This window comes from Gammaproteobacteria bacterium, assembly GCA_028819075.1.
Lineage (GTDB): Bacteria > Gemmatimonadota > Gemmatimonadetes > Longimicrobiales > Gaopeijiaceae > BD2-11.
Genome location: JAPPMM010000043.1, coordinates 43,141 through 59,235 on the forward strand (window position 1 = coordinate 43,141; position 16,095 = coordinate 59,235).

General features: G+C 69.5%; 9 protein-coding genes. All 9 read right to left on the bottom strand.

The window, feature by feature from the left end:
* Positions 1 to 17: 17 nt before the first annotated feature.
* The 9 genes from OXU32_10540 to OXU32_10580 all read right to left on the bottom strand — a co-directional run bounded on the left by OXU32_10540 (position 18) and on the right by OXU32_10580 (position 16,032).
* On the bottom strand, positions 18 to 3,209 hold the full coding sequence (locus tag OXU32_10540; protein ID MDE0074384.1) for a hypothetical protein: 3,192 nt from the start codon (positions 3,207 to 3,209) through the stop codon (positions 18 to 20).
* Positions 3,206 to 4,474: a mechanosensitive ion channel gene (locus OXU32_10545; protein ID MDE0074385.1), complete on the bottom strand. Its 1,269-nt coding sequence runs from the start codon at positions 4,472 to 4,474 to the stop codon at positions 3,206 to 3,208. The genes OXU32_10540 and OXU32_10545 overlap by 4 nt, the downstream gene beginning before the upstream one ends.
* A gap of 63 nt (positions 4,475 to 4,537) precedes the next feature.
* The gene (locus OXU32_10550; GenBank protein MDE0074386.1) at positions 4,538 to 7,648 is read right to left on the bottom strand and encodes a CusA/CzcA family heavy metal efflux RND transporter; all 3,111 of its coding nucleotides are present in this window, start codon (positions 7,646 to 7,648) and stop codon (positions 4,538 to 4,540) included.
* A 12-nt stretch (positions 7,649 to 7,660) separates the two neighbouring features.
* Positions 7,661 to 9,097, bottom strand: coding sequence for an efflux RND transporter periplasmic adaptor subunit (locus OXU32_10555; protein MDE0074387.1), 1,437 nt, complete (start codon positions 9,095 to 9,097; stop codon positions 7,661 to 7,663).
* A complete protein-coding gene (locus tag OXU32_10560; protein ID MDE0074388.1) occupies positions 9,094 to 10,437 on the bottom strand; it encodes a TolC family protein in 1,344 nt (447 codons plus the stop codon). Before OXU32_10560 ends, OXU32_10555 begins: the two co-directional genes overlap by 4 nt.
* Before the next feature lie 199 nt (positions 10,438 to 10,636).
* Positions 10,637 to 11,041 carry a hypothetical protein gene (locus OXU32_10565; GenBank protein MDE0074389.1) on the bottom strand — a complete coding sequence of 135 codons (405 nt, stop codon included), beginning with the start codon at positions 11,039 to 11,041 and terminating at the stop codon, positions 10,637 to 10,639.
* The gene (locus OXU32_10570) at positions 11,035 to 11,649 is read right to left on the bottom strand and encodes a hypothetical protein (protein ID MDE0074390.1); all 615 of its coding nucleotides are present in this window, start codon (positions 11,647 to 11,649) and stop codon (positions 11,035 to 11,037) included. The genes OXU32_10565 and OXU32_10570 overlap by 7 nt, the downstream gene beginning before the upstream one ends.
* Positions 11,650 to 11,698: 49 nt before the next feature.
* Complete coding sequence (locus OXU32_10575) at positions 11,699 to 13,069, bottom strand: amidohydrolase family protein (protein MDE0074391.1); 1,371 nt, start codon at positions 13,067 to 13,069, stop codon at positions 11,699 to 11,701.
* Positions 13,069 to 16,032 carry an amidohydrolase family protein gene (locus tag OXU32_10580; protein ID MDE0074392.1) on the bottom strand — a complete coding sequence of 988 codons (2,964 nt, stop codon included), beginning with the start codon at positions 16,030 to 16,032 and terminating at the stop codon, positions 13,069 to 13,071. The genes OXU32_10575 and OXU32_10580 overlap by 1 nt, the downstream gene beginning before the upstream one ends.
* Between the last annotated feature and the right edge of the window lie 63 nt (positions 16,033 to 16,095).

Consider the following 16,095-nt stretch of genomic DNA (forward strand, 5'->3'; position numbering starts at 1 on the left):
CCGGCGGAAGTTCGGACTTAATGCAGGATGTTGCGTGACTTGAGATGGGCGGCTACGGCGCCAATCATCAGGGGGCGGATGCGATAGCTGCGCCAGGCTGCGTTGCCTCCCACCGCTTCCTCCACCGAAGGCTTCTCGCGGGCCGCGGTTGGGACCTTCTCGATCACCCGGCACTCTTCCAGTGACCGGAGGATGTGCAGGCTCTCGGCACTCGAGCTTCGGGCCACGTCAGAGTATTCACCGACGGTCACGGTTCCGTGCTCGAGGATGGCCTTGAGGGCGAAGCTCTGCTCCCGGTCCAGGTTCTCGATGCCCGACTCCAGCGTGCTCAGCGGCTGCACGAGGAGGCTTCCCGCAGTCGAAGCGAAGTCCGCCGAGCGCAACCAGTAGAACAGCGCCAGACGGGGAGATCCCCGGGAAACGCGGTGAAGACGCTGGAAAAAGTCGGATTCGATGAGCCCTTCCTGCTTGCCCGAGCCCCGCAGCCGTCGCGCCCGGCGCCGCAGTGTCGCTCCACGGTCGTGTGGTTCGGCGAAGCGCAGAGGAAGCCCGCTCAGCCGGTGCCGGGCCAGAACCGCCTGGCGCAACGCTTCGGGGGAAAGTTCCCCCATAGTGACCCGCTCGACGTCGTGGACGAACGCGGGGGCGCGCTTCTCGACCAGCTGCCAGGCAGTCGAGGTGACGACTGTGAGCCAGAACACCCTCGATTCGGTGCGCGACATGAAGGTCAGGAGCAGCTCGAACAGCCTGCCTCCTCCGGGCGCACGCATGTGAAGATGTTCCGTCGCCTCCAGGACGGCGAAGGAGGGAACCGACCCCGACGGCGCCTCCAGCACCCGGTCCGCGAGCGAGTCGAGGTCAGGCGCATCCCCAAGCCCCAGCCATCCGGCCACGCGCCCCGCAAGGTGCGCTTCCGTTCGCACGCGGGTGGTGAACCTCTGCCGTACTCCGCCCGGAGCCTCTTCGGCAAGGTGGCTTGTGACGACATTCAGGAAGCTGGTCACGCCAGCGCCGGGCGATGCGATGACGACGAGGGACCTGGCCTCGCCGGTGGCTCGCCGCGCCCACGCCGACGCCACCGCGGCCAGGGCGTCCTCGCGCCCCGCGAGCAACCGTGCATCCGTCAGCGGTTCCAGCGAGAAGAGGCGCCTGTAGACGACCGGAAGCGCAGCCGGGTACTCGTCTGCGTACGCGAGGGCGTGCTCGCGGCGGTCGACGACGGTCCGGGCGGATGGACCGAGGCCCATCGTTGCGCTGAGCGGCCGAAGGAACCCCAGGGCCCACGACACGGCCGCGGCGCCGCGAGCCGCGGCCTGGCCCGACAGCCGGCGCGTCTGCTTCCATGCGCGTGCGAGCCCGGCCGACAGAACTGTGCGAGCCTCGAGATAGCCCGCCGTCATACGGTCCGCGGTCGCCTGCTCGAACAGCTGGCGCGATCCGCTGGCGATCTCGGCAGCGACCCTGTGCTCCGCCGCTGCCAGCGCCTCGCGCAGGACTTCGCGCGCCGCGGCAGCCTTGTTGCCGGCGCGGGCGAGACCGTTGACGACCAGCGCGGCGGGATCCGGGGCATCGGGACCGCCCCGCTCCTTCGCCTCCGCGACCGCGGCCTCGTAGCCGTATCCCGACACCTCCCGGAGCTCGACGACCTCCGAGCGAATCCGGTACATGGCTTCACGGATCGCCGAAGGCGCGGCCTGCATCCGTTCCCGGCGCAGGAGATCGAACGCGTGCAGGAAGGTCTCGCGCAGGCGCACGGTGCGGGGGTCCGACCCCGGTTTTCTCGGGGGATCTCCGGGCGCCGGAATGTCGTGAAGGGCCAGGGCCCCGGGCATTCGCTCGCGAACCTCGCCCAGACCGTGGATCGTCTCCTCGACGGAGGCAGTCAGCGTCTCGAACACGGCACCGGGCTCCGGCAGGCCGCCCTGGATGTGCGCGAGCGCCGCATCGGTGTGCTGTCGCTCGGCCTCCAGCATCGCGACCAGATCTTCTCCGCCGGCCGAAAGGCTTGCCGCCCGCTCCCTGCCCCGGCTCAGCTCGGCCGCGACTTCAGCAAGAACCGCATCCGCGTCGCGGATGGCATGCGACCAGTCGCCGCGCAACTCGCCGAGAATCCCCTCGATGTCACCGCGCATCGCGGCCAGACTCCGGTACAGCTCCAGCCGGGCCGCTGCGCCCTCCGCCCAGGCATCCCATCGCATGGCCAGCTCCCGCTGGCGTCCGGGGCCCGGCCGACTGGATGGCGGATCGGCTGCGAAGGTGCCGGCCACCGCAACCGAGGCGGCCAGGGATGCCTCCAGTTGCCCGAAGTCGGCGCTCCGAGCGCTCCCGGAAGCCCGTTCGACCTCGTCTACGAGCGCCTGCAGTTCGCTCTGCAGCCGCGCTCCGGCGGCGTGCCGGGTGGGCGTCTCGGCAGCCGGCGGCTCCTCCGCGACGGAGTCGGCGGAGGGTGTGGATTCATCGGCCGGGAGAGCCGGCTGCAACACGGCGGCCGCCCAGTCGGCCCACGCGCGCTCGAGGCGCCCGAGCCATTCGGCCCGGTCGTGCTGGCTCCGGCGGAAGGCGTTCGCCTGGTCGCGAAGCACCACCTGCTCGAGGTGCTGGCGGGCCAGCCGGGCCACCGGGACGCGGCGCAACCGGCCGCGCCAGACCACCGGGCCCAGCACGCGCGCGGCGGCTCGCTTGATCCAGCGTACGGGCCCAACCCCCGGAAATCTCGCGACGGGCGGACGGGCAGCCGGCGCCTGCAGCATGGCAGGCAGCTCGGCCGCCGCCGCGCGCGCATTATCCCGGGCCGAGGCCAGCGATTCTTCCAGCTCGGTGGCAGTGGCGCCGGCGGCGAGGGCGGCGCGCAGGGGCTCGATGACCTCATCGGCGACCGCATCCCGGTATTCCGCGAGCGCCCCGGGCACATCCTGCTTTCCCTCGCCGGCACTCGCGTCCCGGCTCCCGTCACCCGCCAACACCTCCCGCTCTACACGTCCGGCATTCGCATCCTCCCGCCCCTTGCCGTTCACCGCGGCGAGTGCCCGCCCGTGCGCAGCAGCCGCCTCCTCCAGCACGCGGCGGATGGGCAGCCACACGTCCGCTTCGTAGCGCCCCCAGACCTCCGCGAAGGGCTCGTGTACGGCAGCGGAGATACGGGCGGCGATGGCGGAGTCCGCGGACACGCCTTGCGCGGTCCCGGGTGTGTTGGCCGCAGGGTCGCTCATCGCGCGTCGGGCCTACGGGAGGCAGTCGCTTCCGGCGGTTCGACCATCGGATACCAGTCGCGCTCCGGCGTGAGCCCCGCGGCGCGGAAGCCGTCGCGGGCGCGCTCGGTGATGTCGCTCTGCATCAGGAACTCGAAGCGGGGATCCAGCACGTAGGCCCTCACCCTCACGCGGGTGACGAAGGTGGTGCGGAACTCGTCTCCGACGAGCACCACGATGGGCTTGTTCAGGAAGACGTACCGGGAAGTCACCGCCGCCTCGAAGGCGATCTCCCTGGCCTTGCGCTCGTCCACCCGTCCCGGCAGGTAGAGATCGGTCACGACCTGGCAGTTCAACTGCCCGGCGTTGGCGTTGGCGACCTGCTCCTCCACGACCTGGGAGTTGGGCACCGTCACCAGGTTGTCGTCGGCGGTCACGATGCGCGTCGACCTTAGCCCGATCGACACGACCTCTCCGTAGGTTCCCCCGACGGAGATCTTGTCGCCCACCTGGAAGGGCTGGTCGAAGACGACGATCAGGCCCCCGAACACGTTCTTGAGCAGGTCCTGCGCGGCGATGCCGAGCGCCAGGCCCAGGGCGGCGCTCGCCGCGAGAAGCCCCTGGGCGTCGACCCGGAAGACGGTGCGCAGGATGAGGTAGGCCGCGATCCCCCACAGCGCCATGCGCGTAATGGGGATGAGCCACTTAAATGTCAGGCGGCGCCTGACGCTCCGTTCGGCCAGCGTCTCGAGGACCCATGCCAGCGCCCGGATCAGGAAGTGAAATACGACGATGATGACCAGCGACCAGAAGATGCCCACCCCGAGACTCCGGACTTCCTCGGTCGCCTCCTCCAGATCGAGGGCGCCGACGGCGGTGTCGGCCGGAGCCGCAGCCACTGCGCCGCCCTGCTCCATCGCGTCCAGCCGGGATAGTATCAACTCCTGCGCCACAGTGATATCACTCAGTTGGGCGGCGAGGGAGTCGAGCGTCGCCTGGGATGGCGGAGTCTCCTGCTCGGCACCCGCCTGCGGCTGAGCACCAGCCACCGCGTCAGCCTCCGGATCCTCGGCGAGCGCCGCGCCCGGCTCCGTCTGTTGCTCCGGTGCACCCGCTTCGGCGCCAGGAACGGCAGGCTGCTCCGTCCCTGTGATCACGACCGTGCCGGACTCCGAGTCCATCGGCGAAGGATCCGCGCACGCCGCCACGACCAGCGGGACCATGATCCAGCCGGCGGCACGCAAGAGAAGGCGCGCGGCGTCGCTTTTCGCGTCTCGTTCGGGCATTTGTCGGCGACGGCTCTCCGGGAAACTGCGGACCACTACATTACCCGCGCCCGCGTTGCGCGCCTACCCCCGCCCCTCCGGCAGCCCGCGCGCCTTCCACAGGTAGAAAACAACCGGGAAGAGCAGCAGCACCACGGCGCCCGAGGTCACGACCCCTCCGACCAGGGGCGCCGCGATCCGCTTCATGACGTCGGCGCCCGCGCCCGCGCTCCACATGATCGGCATCAGCCCGAGCACATCGGTGGCGATGGTCATCATGATCGGCCGGACCCGCTTGATGGAGCCGCTTCGAATCGCATGCGCCAGCGCGGCGCGGTCCTTCAGCAGTCCGCGGTCGCGGTAGTCGCGCAGCGAGATGTTCAGGTAGAGCAGAAACACGATCGCGGTCTCGGCATAGAGGCCGGCCAGCGCGATGATCCCGATCCAGACCGCGATGCTGAGGTCGTAGCCGAGGATGTAGAGCAGCCAGAACGAGCCGGCGACCGCAAACGGAACGCCCAGCAGCACGAGGCAGGTCTCCGCCGCGGACCTGTTCGCCAGGTAGATCAGGACGAAGATCAGCAGGAGGGTCAGCGGAATCACGTACATGAGACGCCGTTCGGCGCGCTCCAGATACTCGTATTGCCCGCTCCACGCGATGGTGTATCCGGGCGGCGGAACGACCCCGGCCGCAACCGCCTCGCGCGCCGTCTCCACGTAGCCGCCGATATCGACGTCGCGCAGGTCGACGTACACCCAGGCGTTGGGCTTGGCGCCCTCGCTCTTGATGCTCGGGGGACCGACCACGTATTCCATGCCGGCCAGCTGTCCCAGCGGCACCTGGTGACCCTGGGGCGTCGTCACCAGGACGGCGCGCAGCGCGGGCAGATCGTCCCGCAGTTCCCGGCTGTAGCGCAGGTTGACCGGATAGCGCGTGAGACCTTCGACCGTCGTCGTCACGTTCATCCCGCCGATCGCCGTCCGGATCACCTCCTGCACGTCCCTCACGGTGAGTCCGTGGCGGGCGATCGCCTCGCGGTCGATGGAGAAGTCGAGGTAGTTGCCGCCCATCACCCGGTCCGCGTACACGCTGGCGGTCCCGGGAACGCCGCGCAGCACATCCTCGATCTCCCGCCCCAGCCTCTCCAGCTCGGTCAGATCGGGACCCGCGATCTTGATGCCCACGGGCGTGCGGATTCCGGTCGAGAGCATGTCGATCCGGCTCCGGATGGGCATGGTCCAGGCGTTGGTGAGCCCCGGAATGCGGAGGGCCGCGTCGAGCTCCTCGATGAGCCTCTCGGGCGTCATCCCCTGCCGCCACTGGTCGCGGGGCTTCAGCGCGATGGTGGTCTCGAGCATGGACAGGGGCGCGGGATCTGTTGCCGTTTCCGCCCGCCCGACCTTGCCGAAGACGTGCTGGACTTCGGGAAAGGTGTAGATGATGCGGTCCGTCTGCTGCAGGATCTCGCGCGCCTCGGTGATGGAGACTCCGGGGAGAGTGGTGGGCATGTAGAGCAGGTCGCCTTCCCACAGCGGCGGCATGAACTCCGACCCCAGACGCGACAGCGGCACGATGGTCGCAGTCAGTCCGAGCACGGCGGCGGCGAGGACCCAGGTCCGGAAACGCAGCACGAACCCGAGAACCGGCCAGTACGTTCGTGCCAGCTGCCGTCCGAGCGGGGTGCTCGATGGCCGGCGGATCCTCCCGCGCACCCAGTAGCCCACCAGCACCGGAACGAGCGTCACCGACAGGAGCGCAGCGGACGCCATCGCGTAGGTCTTGGTGAAGGCGAGCGGCTTGAACAGCCGCCCCTCCTGCGCCTCGAGGGTGAAGACCGGCATGAACGACACGGTGATCACCAGGAGCGCCACGAACAGCGACGGGCCCACCTCGCGCGCCGCCGAGGCGACGATCTCCCAGTGCGGCCTCCGGCCCCCGTCGCGGGCGAGGTGCTTGTGGGCGTTCTCGACCATCACGATCCCTGCGTCCACCATCGTTCCGATCGCGACCGCGATCCCGCCCAGGGACATGATGTTGAGCGTCAGCCCCTGCATCCGCACCACGATCAGCGCCATCAGGATCCCCACCGGCAGCGCGATGACGGCCACGAGGCCGCTGCGCAGGTGGAACAGGAAGACGAGGCACACCAGGCCCACGATCGCGAGCTGCTGCGCGAGGCTCATGCGGATGCTCCCGACCGCCCGGTCGATCAGTGCGCTCCGGTCGTAGGCCACTTCGATCTCGACGCCCTCCGGCAGTCCCGGCGTGATCTCCGCAAGCTTGTCCTTCACGTCCCGGATCACCCGCCGCGTGTCCGCGCCGGACCGCACCACGACGATGCCGCCGACCGTCTCCCCTTCCCCGTTCCACTCCGCGAGGCCGCGGCGGCCCTCCGGTCCCAGGCTCACGCGCGCCACGTCCTCGAGCAGGATCGGCGTCCCGTCGGCGCTCACGCCGAGACCGATCCGGCGAATGTCGTCCACCGACCGGATGTAGCCGAGGCCGCGAATCATGAACTCCCGCTCGGCGACCTCGATGAGGCCGCCCCCGACATCGCTGTTGCTCTCCTGGATGGCGGAGCGGATGGCCGAGATGGACAGGTCGTAGGCGCGCAGCCGGTTCGGATCGACCGTGATCTGGTACTGGCGCACGAACCCGCCCACGCTCGCCACTTCCGAGACCCCGGGCACCGCGGTCAGCTCATACCTGAGGAACCAGTCCTGGATCGAGCGCAGCTCCCCAAGGTCGTGGCGGTCGGACCGGAGCGCGTACACGAAGGCCCAGCCGACTCCGGTGGCATCGGGTCCGAGCCTGGGCGTGATACCCGGCGGGAGCTGCTCGGAGAGGGAGTTCAGGTACTCCAGAACCCGGCTTCTGGCCCAGTAGAGGTCGGTTCCCTCCTCGAAGATCACGTACACGAACGACACCCCGAAGAACGAATAGCCGCGCACCACCTGGGCGAACGGCGCCGCCAGCATCTGGGTGGCGACGGGGTAGGTGACCTGATCCTCGACGATGCGCGGGGCCTGGCCGGGATACTCGGTCTGGATGATGACCTGCACGTCCGAGAGATCCGGAATGGCGTCGATGGGGGTGCGGGACAGCGAGAAGACGCCCGCCAGCACGACGGCGAGGGCGCCGACGAGGATCAGGGGCCGGTTCCTGATGGAGCCGTTGATGATGCGCGCGAGCATGAGGGACCTCCGTCAGCGGCCGGGCGGCATGCCGGAGGCCGCGCCGGGCATCGCCCCAGGCGGCCCGGGCATCTCGCCGTGCTCCATCTCGCCGTGCTGCATCTCGCCGTCCGCAGCAGGCTGCCCGGTTTCCGCGCCGCTCAAGAGCTGCGAGATGGCGGCCTTGAGGTTGGCGTCGGCGTCGATGAGGAACTGGGACGAGACGAGGACCTGCTCACCCGGGGTCAGCCCGGACGTCACCTCCTGCATGCCCTCGCTCTCGGTTCCGAGCAAGACCTCGCGGGGCTCGAACACGCCCTCGCCCCTGGCCACGATCACCACCGCGCGGGTTCCGCTGTGCAGCACCGCCTCGGCCGCCACCATCACCGCGTCGGAAGCGCCGCTGGCCCGCGCCGTCACGTCGACGTACATCCCGGGCCGGAGCCGCAGGTCGGCGTTGGCCACCTCCACGAACGCCGTGAGCGTCCGAGTCTGCGTATTCACCGCGGGACGAAAGAAGAGGATGCGCCCGTCCCAGCGGCGGTCGGGAAACGCGTCCGCCTCGATCTCCACGGCCTCGCCTTCGCCCACATGCCTGAGATCGTCCTCGTAGAACTCGGTCTCGGCCCAGAGCGTGGAGTGGTCTGCGATCTTCAGGACCGTCATTCCGGGCGAGATCCGCAACCCTTCCATCGAGTCGCCCATCTTCTCGACGATGAAGCCGGTGGCGGGCGAGAAGACCCGGACCGTGCGCGCGACCGCCCCCGACTCGGCGAGCGCGTCGATCTGCGCCTCGGTCATGTCCCAGTACAGCAGGCGCTCCCGGGTCGCCTCCAGGAGGGACTGCGCGCGCTCGATGGCTTCCGGATAGGCTCCGCCGTCCCGCAGGCGCCCGACGTACTCCATCGCCCCGACGAACTCGCGCTGTGTCGAGACCAGTTCCGGGCTGTAGATCTCGAAGAGCACGTCGCCCCTCGCGACCGTCTCGCCCACGTTGTTCACGCTGGCCTGCTCGATCCAGCCCTCGTACTTGGTCTGGACCGAGACCACCCGCTCCTCGTTGTGCGCCAGGATGCCGACCGTGCGGATGAGGACGGGGAGCGAGCCGCGATGAACCTCGGCCGTGCGAACGGCAAAGTTCTGCAGGAAGCTCGGACTCACCCGGACCTGACCGTCCGCGAGACCCTCGTCCGCATAGACCGGAACCAGCTCCATCCCCATCGGGGACCTGCCCGGGCGGTCGGAGGTGTAGTTCGGATCCATCGGTGCTCGCCAGTACAGGATCCTGCGTTCGCCCGCGGGCGCGGCCTGTCCTCCGGGCGCGAGGGCTCCGCTTTCGCCGGCTCCGGCCTGCGCCTCGTTCATCGGCTCCCCGGGCAAGATGCGCATCAGCAGCAACGCACCGCCGGCGCCAATCGCGACGCCCAGCGCCACGACTGCGGTCAGCTGAAGTCTCTTCGTGTTCCTCATGATCCCTCCTCGCCCGGAGATGACGGTTCCTCCTCCGGAAAGGCCGAGCCGATGGCTCGTTCCATGTCGGCCAGCGCCTTCATGTAGTCGGCGCGTATGCGCGCGAGGCCCAGACGGACGTCCAGCAGGACCGCCTCGCTGTCCAGCAACTCGAGCACGCCCGTGACTCCGGCCGAATACGCCTCCTCGGTGGCGCGCAGGGCCTGCTCCGCCTGCGGGACCAGCGCGCGCTCGAAGAGGGCCAGCTGCCCTTCGATGGTGGTCAGGCGGAACGCGGTCGAACGGACAGCGAGCGCCACCCCGTTTACCGCGTCCCGGTACGCTTCCTCGGCCGCGGTGAGGCGCGCGGCAGCCTCGCGCATGCCCGCGTCGTAGCTGGACCTGAAAACCGGAATGCTCGCGCCGAGGGTGAGACTGTAGGTGTCGCGCCCGTTGTCCGGGGGCGGGTCGTTGCGGCCCGCGTCGTCGCGCCGGTCGAGAACGCTGCCCCAGGCGAGGCCGACGGAGAAGTCGGGCCGGTAGCGTCGACCTGCGAGGCGGACGGCCCGTTCGTTGCTCTCGATCCGCAGCCGGGCCGACCTCACCTCCGGCCTGGCGCCGAGCCCGGCTGCCCGCAACCGCTCATCGTCAATGTTGGCAGGCGGACGTTCCCCCACCTCGATCATAGGGATGGGGGCGTCCACGGGCCGATTGGCGAGGATGTTGAGCGTGGCCTCGAAATCGGTCCGCTGCTGCAGGAGTTCCTGCCGGCGGCTCAGGACACGCGTGACTTCCGCCTGAAGTTTGAGAACGGCCTGCTGCTGCCCGAAGCCCTGCGAGTAACGCGCCTGGGCGAGGGCCTCGTAGTGGAGGAGGAGCTGCTCTTCCTCTCCGGTGATGCGGAGCGCTTCATCCAGGTAGGCGAGGTCGTAGTAGGCCAGCTTTACCTGCCGCACCACTTCGGCCGCCTGCCGCCTGTAGGTCTCCCCGCGACTCTCGGCCTCGGCCTCGGCGATGTCCCTTCGGTCCGACAGCGTCCCGAACCAGGGGAATGCCTGGCTGAGCGACACGCCGGAGGTCTGCGGCCCGACCCGGGTCTGGGGCCCCCGCAGGTGCTGGGTGAAGGCGACCATCGGATTCGGGAGGGTCCCCGCCTGCGGGACGCGGGCGCGCGCGGCCTGCACGTCCGAGAGTGCTCCGCGTACACGCGGATTGCCCTCCAGCGCTTCCGCGATGAGCGCGGCCAGCGTGGGATCGCCGTTGTTCGCATAGGCCGGCGTCTGCGCCGTGACGCCCGCCGGTCCCAGGGGATCCGAGAGTGCGATCGCCAGCGCGACCGCCAGGATCCGCTTGATAGACATGTAGACCTCGCCATCAGGATGTCGATACGTCCCGTGAGGGGATGCCCGGGTGCGCGGCGGCCGTCCCGATGCGATCCGGGACAGGCTTCACGCCTGACGGGCCGTCGTCCGACTGCGGGAAGTGCCGCCTCCGGGTGCGGAGACGCGTGCGCGAGTCAGGGAGCCTTCACGGGTTGCGCCCCGAACGGAGCGCGGACGGTCAGGCGAGGGGGCGAGGTGGGGGCGTTTCGACGCCCATTGCCACCGCGACCGGGATGGGCGCGATGTAGAGATTCGCCTGAAGGGAAACGGCCGGCAGACGAACCAGGTTGGCCGTCTGCGCAGGTCGCGCGGAGGCGGCGCTGCAGGCCGCCAGGATCATCAGGCACCCGCCGCCGTCACCGTCGTGCTCCCCGTGCGAGGTCGCCGGCGTCTCCTCGGTGGAGAAGTGGTCGTGGCCGGCGTGGGTCGGGGCGGGCTGGTGGCCCTCGAGCATGGGCACGGGCGCACCCATGTCACAACGGAGCGCGACCAGCTGGGACCAACACAGGGCCGCGAGGGCGAATACGGCTACGGTGCGGCGCATGAACGCAATGTGCGCCGGGAACCGGCGGAGCGTCAACAAGGCGATGCTCGGGTCAGCCGCCCCCCACCCCCCGGAAGGTACTTCGCCGGAATCGGGTGGTCGGGTCCCTCGCCGAGCCAGAAGATCGACACCACCCACCAGCGCGACCCGTCGTTCATCAACTGAATGGAGTTGATGCCGCGCGTGAACGGCTCCGGGTCGCTCGCGCTCCTGCGCGACTCGTAGGTGCTGAACACGTGCGCGATGACGCCGTACTCCTCGGTCAACCGGTGTATCTCCACCTCGTGGAAGCCGTTGGCCTCGAGCGACTCGCCGGCCACCTCCGCGTACTCGTCGGGGGTGATCACCCTGCGCGCCCAGGTGGACCCGCCGCCGGGACGTCCCATCGGGCTGAGGGTCGCGCCCGGCACGAACAGCGACCGGAAGCGGTCCCAGTCGCGGGCCACGCCCGCGTCGCCGGAGATGACGTCGTAGACGGCCGTGATGATGGCGTCGATCGACGCGACGTCGGCCGGGTCGGCGGCGGGCTGCTGAGCGGTGGCGGGGGTTGGCGCCAGGGCAGCCACCACCCCGGTCACAAGGACCAGGGTGGTTAGCCATGCCACGGAGACGGGGCGGCCTGGAGGACGTGGGCGCGTAACGGTCATGGGTGCGGATCCGTGATTGGGAACGCCGGGCAAGTCCGGCAGTTCGAGGCTACATGATCACCCGCCGCATGTACTGCCGGACCTTCTCCATGTACTTCTCGAAGAAGTGCTTCTGGATGTCGTTCATGTCGAGCTCGCGGCCCTGGATGTAGGCCTGCTCGATGTCGCTGGTCATGTCGAGCGGCGTGCCCGTCGTGATGAGGAAGGTCGCCTGCTTGCCCGGCTCCAGGGAGCCGACCCGGTCGTCGAGCCCCAGGAACTGCGCCGGGTTGATGGTCACCGCCCTCAGCGCCTCGTCCTCCGGCAGCCCGAACGCAACCGCCACCCCCGCCTCGAAGGGCAGCCGGTTCGAGTAGAGCGATCCCGACCCTCCCGAGATCGCGAAGCGCACCCCCGCCGCGTGCAGGCGCGCCGGCATCGAGTACGCGCCGTCGTAGCCCTCGTAGTCCCGCCCAGGGGCGGCCATTGTCGACGTCAGGATGACGGGGATGTCCTCGGCGACCAGGCGGTCCGCCACGTGGATGGCGTCACTGCCGCCGCGGATGACGATCCTGAGGTTCTCCTCCTGCGCCCAGGTGACGGCGTCGTTGATCTGCGCCGCGCCGTCGGCCGCGACTACAACCGGAAGCTCCTCGTCGAAGACCGGCATCATCGCCAGATAGCGCGAGTCGCTCCGTACCTCCTCGCCGGCAGCGACCGCGTCCCGATAGGCCCGCGCCTCGGCGAAGAAGCTCTTGAGCTGCTGGACCTGCTCCTCGTAGCTCGGAGGGTCCTCCTGCTGACCAAAGCCGAACCCGCCGAAGCCACCGAAGCGGCGGGGGTTCGGGTTGGGCCAGTTCACGTTGAGCGCCGCGGCCGACTGCATCGACATCTCTTCCCAGCTCCAGCCCTCGAGGGCCATCGCCGAGGACATGCCGGAGACGAGGCCGCCGTCGGGGGTGGTGAGCGTGGTGAGCACGCCGGCCGAACGGGTCGTGCCGATGTGCCGGCTCTCGGCGTTCACGGCGACGTCCGCGCGCACGTTCGGGTTGAAGTCACCCAGTTCATTGATGTCGTTGGACACCCCGACCGCCCCGATTTCTGCGATCCCCACCGTGCTGTAGGCGTCGATGAGCCCGGGATAGATGTGTTTTCCGGTCGCGTCCACCACTCGGGTGCCTTCCGGAATCTCCAGATCGGCGCCGACCGCGGTGATCACCCCGTTCTCGAAGAGGATCGTCCCGTTCTCGATGACACCGCTGGTCACCGTGTGAATTGTCGCCCCCTGCAAGGCCATCGGCTCGGCCTGCGGGGGCACCGTCATCCGCACCTGGGCCTCGATGGCCGCCGGCGCTAACAGCCATAGGGCCAAGGCCGTGCAGGCGGTTCTGCCCGCCCGTGCCCAGGTTCCCTTCCTCGCCCGTCGCTCCGTCGTCGTCATCAGTTTCTCTCCATCTGAGCGTTCTGGCCGCCGTTCTCCACGGACAGGATGGCCTGGATGAGCTGCGTGCGTTCCTGTTCGATCCGGTCCCGCATCGCCGCGTCCTCCTCGAGCGAGAAGTACCGGCGGCCATCGATCCATGTCTGCTCGGCGCGCGAGAACTGTGAGAGCGGGTTGCCGCTCCAGATCACGAAGTCGCCGTCCTTGCCGGCTTCCAGCGAGCCGACCTGGTCGTGGATCGCCACGGCCTCCGCCGCCTGGTTGGTCACGGTCGAGAGCGCCTGCTCGGGGGTGAGCCCGGTGCGGAGGAGCTTGCCGGCCTCCCAGTTCATGCGGCTGGCGATCTGGCTGTTGTCCGAGTGCAGCGAGGTCACGACTCCCGCCTCGATCAGGATGCGGGCGTTGTACACCGTCGCGTCGTAGGCCTCCATCTTGAAGGCGCCCCAGTCGCTCCAGACGACCGCTGCGACCCCGGACGCGGCGAGCTCGGGCGCGATCTTGTAGGCCTCGACCCCGTGCTGCAGCGTCTGGACCCGGAACCCGAACTCCTCCGCCAGCCGAACCAGCGCGAGGAACTCGTCAGCGCGATAGCCGTGCGACGAGATAAGCAGTTCCTGGTTCAGGATGTCGAGGATGGCCTCCATGCGCAGGTCGCGCCGCGGGGGCAATCCCTCCTGGTTCTCCTCCCACTGCTGCCACTCGCGCTCGTAGTCGCGCGCGGCCATGAAGTGGTCGCGGATGATCTCCTGCACCCCCATGCGGGTGTCGGGATAGCGGCCCTGACGCCGCTTCGGGTTCTCGCCCAGCGCGAACTTCACGGTGCGGGGCGCGTTCTCTAGCTTGAGATCCTCGGGCAGCAAGCCCCAGCGCATCTTCACGAAGACGTTCTCGCCCCCGATCGGGTTCGCGGACCCGTGCTTGATGTGCGCGGTGGTGAGCCCGCCGGCCGCCTGCCGGTACATCCAGATGTTGTTGTGGGTCACGACGTCGCCCATGCGCACTTCGGGGACGATCGCGAAGCCGCTCTCGTTGACGGCGCTCACGCCCGAGTGGATGTGCGGATCGATCATCCCCGGCGTGACGTGCTTGCCGCTCGCGTCGATCTCCACAGCGCCGCCCGGGGCGTCGAGATCCATGCCGACCGCCTCGACCGTTCCGGCGCGCACCAGGAGGTCGGCGCCTTCGATGATTCCCTGCGGCCCCTGGGTCCAGACCGTCGCGTTGCGCACCACGACTGCGGCGGGCTGTTCAGGGATCGAGGTGCGCCCATAGTCCATCATGGGCCGGATGAAGGGCAGGTCGATTTCAGGCACGTCCATAGCGACGGTGCCGCGCGCCGGGCCCTCGAAGGGTTCGCTGCGGATGCCGCGGAAGGACGGGTCCGCCCCATTGGGAAGCGAGGTCCATCCGAAGAAATCGTCGCCGCGCACCGAACCGGACAGGAGCGCCATGCCCTGATAGCCGAGCACCTCGCCGTTGAAGCGGACGTCGATTCGGCCGGTTTCCGCGACCGCGGTGGCCGATTCGAGGTCGATCCGCGCGCCGCCCGGAAGGTCGGGCCCGGTGCTGGCGATATCGAGGTAGCCGCGCAGCCGGTTCAACGGACCCTCGAGGACGAGAACGGCTTGGAAGCCCCACTCGTCGTCCGAGGCGATCTCCCAGCTTCCGCGCGGATCGATCTGGGCCGGGCGGGTCACGCCGTAGACCCTTCCCTGCACCCATACGTCGCGGACCGTCGCCTCCTCGGCGAAGAGGTCGCCCTCGCTCACGATCAGGTTGGCCACCTTGCCCTCGGCGATGGTCCCGTGGGTCCGATCGATGCCGAGCCAGGAGGCCGGCGTGGTGGTGAGCGCCGCCAGCGCATCGTCCGCCTCGAGCCCCCGCGCCACCGCGACCCGCAGATTGGGCAGGAACTCGTTCAGCGACGAGAGGCCGTCGGTTGTGATGGCGAAGCTGACCCCGGCATCGGACAGCTGCGCCGGGCTGGTGGGCGCCAGATACCAGTGGCGCAGATCGGCGAGCGAGGCATCGAGCGCCGCCCCCGGATGGCCCACGTCCGGGGCGTCCGGGAAATCGAGCGGAACGATGAGGGGCTCGGTGCGCCCCCGAAGCACGTCGATGAGCCTGTATTCCAGGCCGTTCCCCCGGTACCACGCATCGAGCCCGAACTCCGACGCGAGATTATGCGCGCGCAGGTATTCCTCCTCGCTGCCGGTCTCGAAGATGACCGGCTGATCGCCGTCCGTCGCGTCTTCGAGCGCCGCCAGCGCCTCGCTCGTCTCCGGGGGCAGGAAGGCACGGCCGCTCGCCTCGTAGGCGTCCCAGGCGCGCTCGTACCAGTCGGCGTCCATGAACGTCTGCTTCATGAGCGAGATCGTGCCCATGGCGGAGTTGGGATACGATCCGCCCAGCTCGAAGGAGCGCTGGAAGCCGATGGCCTGGGCGATGTCGGGGCGCAGCACCCGGTCGCGCACGCCCTCGTCCCCGAGGGTGACCAGCGAGGCGGTGCCCCGGAAGATGCCCTGGCTGGGGACTGCCAGCGCCGCGCCGAACCCCTGCGAGCGGAGCGCCGCGCGCCGGCCGGCGTCATCCTGCAGGTTCCGCGTCGTGGAGAACCACGCGCGCACCTGCGGATTCCAGTGCGTGGGACCGACGTCGCCGCCCTCCGGCACCTCGTCCATTCCCAGGTCCGCGTGCGCGTCGATGAATCCCGGGTATACCGTAAGCCCCTCGAGATCCCAGACGCGCGCGCCCGCCGGCGCGTCGCCGCCCCCGACTTCCTGAATGAGGCCGTCGCGGATCACGATCGTCGCGTCGTCCATGACCTGTCCCGGCCCGGTCACCACCCGCGCCCCCACCAGCGCGTGGAATCCGGTGCCGTTGTCGCGCATGCCCTCGATCGGCTGGGTCCGGGTCGCCTGCTGGGCCCCGATACCCGTGGCCAGGACGGCCGCGAGCCCCATCGTGCAGAGTATCGCCTTCACAGAACCCCCCATTTTGTCACCCCTGCGTGAATCGCCTCGTGT

Bases quoted from the DNA above. Each gene is read 5' to 3' on its own strand.
- OXU32_10540 (MDE0074384.1), bottom strand. From the start codon at position 3,209: ATGAGCGACCCTGCGGCCAACACACCCGGGACCGCGCAAGGCGTGTCC.
- OXU32_10545 (MDE0074385.1), bottom strand. From the start codon at position 4,474: ATGCCCGAACGAGACGCGAAAAGCGACGCCGCGCGCCTTCTCTTGCGT.
- OXU32_10550 (MDE0074386.1), bottom strand. From the start codon at position 7,648: ATGCTCGCGCGCATCATCAACGGCTCCATCAGGAACCGGCCCCTGATC.
- OXU32_10555 (MDE0074387.1), bottom strand. From the start codon at position 9,097: ATGAGGAACACGAAGAGACTTCAGCTGACCGCAGTCGTGGCGCTGGGC.
- OXU32_10560 (MDE0074388.1), bottom strand. From the start codon at position 10,437: ATGTCTATCAAGCGGATCCTGGCGGTCGCGCTGGCGATCGCACTCTCG.
- OXU32_10570 (MDE0074390.1), bottom strand. From the start codon at position 11,649: ATGACCGTTACGCGCCCACGTCCTCCAGGCCGCCCCGTCTCCGTGGCA.
- OXU32_10575 (MDE0074391.1), bottom strand. From the start codon at position 13,069: ATGACGACGACGGAGCGACGGGCGAGGAAGGGAACCTGGGCACGGGCG.
- OXU32_10580 (MDE0074392.1), bottom strand. From the start codon at position 16,032: ATGGGGCTCGCGGCCGTCCTGGCCACGGGTATCGGGGCCCAGCAGGCG.